The sequence below is a fragment of the Nocardia farcinica genome (assembly GCF_029867845.1).
Taxonomy (GTDB): domain Bacteria; phylum Actinomycetota; class Actinomycetes; order Mycobacteriales; family Mycobacteriaceae; genus Nocardia; species Nocardia farcinica_A.
On the sequence record NZ_JARWRU010000415.1, the window covers coordinates 1 to 3,140 of the forward strand.

Annotated in this window: 5 protein-coding genes; 2 read left to right on the top strand and 3 right to left on the bottom strand. The window is 70.7% G+C overall.

Annotated features, from left to right (window positions below; all coding sequences use genetic code 11):
- Nucleotides 1-347: TrmH family RNA methyltransferase (locus QH283_RS08860; protein WP_280502535.1), on the top strand; the 347-nt coding region annotated here is incomplete at its 5' end.
- A 57-nt stretch (nt 348-404) separates the two neighbouring features.
- Nucleotides 405-689 carry a DUF4190 domain-containing protein gene (locus QH283_RS08865; RefSeq protein WP_280502536.1) on the top strand — a complete coding sequence of 95 codons (285 nt, stop codon included), beginning with the start codon at nt 405-407 and terminating at the stop codon, nt 687-689.
- A gap of 77 nt (nt 690-766) precedes the next feature.
- Here the strand turns inward: QH283_RS08865 and QH283_RS08870 are convergent, their stop codons facing one another.
- From QH283_RS08870 to QH283_RS08880, 3 genes are all read right to left on the bottom strand, one after another.
- Complete coding sequence (locus QH283_RS08870; RefSeq protein ID WP_280502537.1) at nt 767-1,570, bottom strand: enoyl-CoA hydratase/isomerase family protein; 804 nt, start codon at nt 1,568-1,570, stop codon at nt 767-769.
- 19 nt (nt 1,571-1,589) lie between these two features.
- Nucleotides 1,590-2,759, bottom strand: a complete 1,170-nt coding sequence (locus QH283_RS08875; RefSeq protein WP_280502539.1) for an acyl-CoA dehydrogenase family protein — start codon at nt 2,757-2,759, stop codon at nt 1,590-1,592.
- A gap of 92 nt (nt 2,760-2,851) precedes the next feature.
- The coding region (locus tag QH283_RS08880; protein WP_280502538.1) for a metal ABC transporter permease at nt 2,852-3,140 on the bottom strand (289 nt) is incomplete at its 5' end.

The window sequence follows — 3,140 nt, forward strand, 5'->3', positions numbered from 1 at the left end:
CCCGCGCCTCCGTCCCCGGGGTGCCCTGGCGCACCAGCGCGGGCGCCGCGGCCAGGCTCCCGGGCGCGCGCGCGACGAATCTGACGCGCACGTTGAAGGATTGGGCCGACCAGGGCATGCGCATCATCGGTTTGGACGCCGGTGGCGACACCACCCTCGACGAGCTGGACGGCAACGATCCCACCGTGATCGTGGTCGGCTCGGAGGGCAAGGGCCTGTCGCGCCTGGTCCGGGAGACCTGCGACGAGGTGCTGAGCATCCCGATGGCGGGTCCGGTGGAGTCGCTCAACGCATCCGTCGCGGCGGGCGTCGTGCTCGCCGAGATCGCCCGCCAGCGCCGCCGCTGACCCGCGCGGGGCGGCAATAGACGCGCAAAGACGCTCGGGCCCCGTAGAATTCGGGTGGTGGTGATACCCAATCAGCCCCTCGGTTCGCCGGTCGAGCATCCCCATGCCACGGCGGTGTTGTTCCTCGGCGCGGCGAGCATCCTGTGCGGTGGCGTGTTAGGTCCGGTGGCGTGGGCGCTGGGGAAGCGGGCGCTCGATCAGATCGAGGCCTCCGGCGGCGCGATCGGCGGCCGCGTCCAGGTCACCGTCGGCTACATCCTCGGGGTGATCGGCACCATCCTGATGATTTGCATGGCGACGCTGTTCGTCCTGCTGATGATCACCGGGGGCGGCGCGGACTGACACCGTGACGGGCTGACCCGTCGAAGCCGAAACCACGCGCGCGAAGCCGGAAACCACGCGCGGCAGGCGCGCCGCGCTCAGTCCAGCTTGGGGCGCTCGGAACTGCCGTCCCAGCTCGGCCATTCCGCGCTGACCTGCCCGCTCCAGTCGGGCTGGCGGCGCTCACGGAAGGCGGCCATCGCCTCGCCGCCGTCGATGCTCTTGGCGACGTGGGCGTTGAGATCCGATTCCAGCCTGCCGACCACGTCGGGGCTCATGCCGAGGCTTTCCCACAGCAGCCGCTTGGACAGCGCCACCGGCAGCGGCGCGGAACCGTTGGCCAGGTCGGTGGCCACCGACAGCGCGGTCGGCAGCACCTCGGCCGCCGACAGGCAGGCGTTGGCCAGGCCCATCGAGACGGCTTCCTCGCCGTCGAAGGTGCGGCCGGTGAGCATGATGTCGGCGGCGTTGGCCATGCCTGCCAGCCGCGGCAGCGTCCAGTGCGCGTAGCCGTCGGCGATCACGCCCCGGCGCACCTGGTTGAGGCCGTAGACGGCGTCGCGGGCCATGTAGCGCAGGTCGCACTGCAGGGCCAGCGCGAGGCCGAGGCCGACCGCGTGACCGTTGACGGCCGCGATCACCGGCTTGCGAACCCGCCACGGCGCGGGCTCGATGGTCGCGCTGACCTCGCCCACGCGCTGGGACAGGTCTGCGCCCGCGCAGAACGCGGGCGGGGTGCCGGTGACGACCACGGCTCGGATCGCGTCCTCGGCGTCGCATCTCGCCAACGCCGCACCGAGTTCCGCGGCCATGGCCGGGGTGAAGGCGTTCTGCTGGGCGGGGCGATTGAGGGTGAGGACGGCGATGCCCGCTGAGACATCGACGAGCAGTTCCGAGCTCATGGGGGGATGGTAGCCGAAGTCAGCGCAGGATCTGGCGGCCGATCGCGTACTTGTGCACCTCGGTGGGGCCGTCGTAGAGGCGGAAGGCACGCATGTCGCGGAAGATCATCTCCACCACGGTCTCGTCGCTGATGCCGATACCGCCGAGGACCTGCACCGCGCGGTCGGCGACCTTGAACAGCTCCTCGGAGACGTAGGACTTGGCCATCGAGCTCTCGTGCCGGGCCTTCTCGCCCTGGTCCATGAGCCAGCAGGCGTGCCAGATGGTCAGGCGGCACTGGTGCAGCGCGATCTCGTTGTCGGCCAGCATGAACGACACGCCCTGGTGTTCGCCGATGGTCTTGCCGAAGGCGGTGCGGGTCTTGGCGTGCTCGACCGCGATGCTCTGCACGCGCTCGGCCGCGCCCAGCCAGCGCATGCAGTGCGTCAGCCGGGCCGGGGCCAGCCGCAGCTGGGCGTAGCGCAGGGCCTGGCCCGCTTCGCCGAGCAGTGCCGACGCGGGCAGGGTCAGGTTCTCGAAGCGCACCACGCCGTGGCCCTGGACGTAGTTGCGGTCCATGGTGTTCATGGTCCGCTCGATGACGATGCCGGGCTGGTCACCGGAGGTGAGGAACAGCGTCGGGCCCTCGGGCAGGTGCGGGTTGGCGGCGAGGCGCGCCATGATGATCCAGGTCTTGGCGCCGTTCGCGCCGGTGATCAGCCACTTGCGGCCGTTGATGACGAAGTTCTCGCCGTCGAAGACCGCCTCGGTGGACAGCTGGCCCGGGTCGGAGCCCGCGCCGTTCGGCTCGGTCATGGCGAACACCGAACGCTGGTGGCCGTTGATGACCGGCATCAGGTACTCGTCGATCTGCTCCTGGTTCGCGATCCTGCCGAGCAGGTACATGTTGCCCTCGTCGGGCGCGGCGCAGTTCATCGCCACCGGGCCGAGGGTGGACCAGCCCGCCGCCTCGTAGATCACCGCCTGCTCCACGTGCGTCAGGCCGCGCCCGCCGAGCGCCTCGGGCGCCTGCACGGTGAGCAGCTTCTCGGCGCGGGCCAGCTCGACGAGCTCCTGGCGCAGTTCGTCGGTCGGACCGTGCGCGGTCAGGCGCGGGTCGCGCTCGAACGGGACGATCTTGTCGATGACGAATCGGCGGACGCGGTCGCGTTCGGCGGCGAGTTCGGCGGGAATCGAGAAGTCGATCACGGTGGCAACCATTCGTTCGGTGGACGTTCGGTGGAGGGTCGCCATGAGCATACGAAACCCCCGCCGCCCTATTGAGGGCGAGTGCCATCAATTCACCCGGGAGTGGGTCGGGCGGTAGCGGTGCGCGCCCGTCCAGCCTTCCTGCGCCGGGCGCCGACGACCCGGCAGACCAGGTAGATCAGGAACGAGATGGTGGTGACGAAGGTCGAGACCGGCACGCCGGGGGCCAGCGACAGCAGGATGCCGCCGACCGCGGCCAGCTCGGCGAAGACCACGGCCAGCACCGTCGAGCGCACCGGATCGGCGGTCAGCTGCGCGGCCGCGGCCGCCGGGGTGATCAGCACCGCCAGTACCAGCAGCGCGCCCACGATCTGCACGCCG

Excerpts from the sequence above, each read along its gene's own strand:
- QH283_RS08870 (WP_280502537.1), bottom strand. The coding sequence starts at position 1,570 with ATGAGCTCGGAACTGCTCGTCGATGTCTCAGCGGGCATCGCCGTCCTC.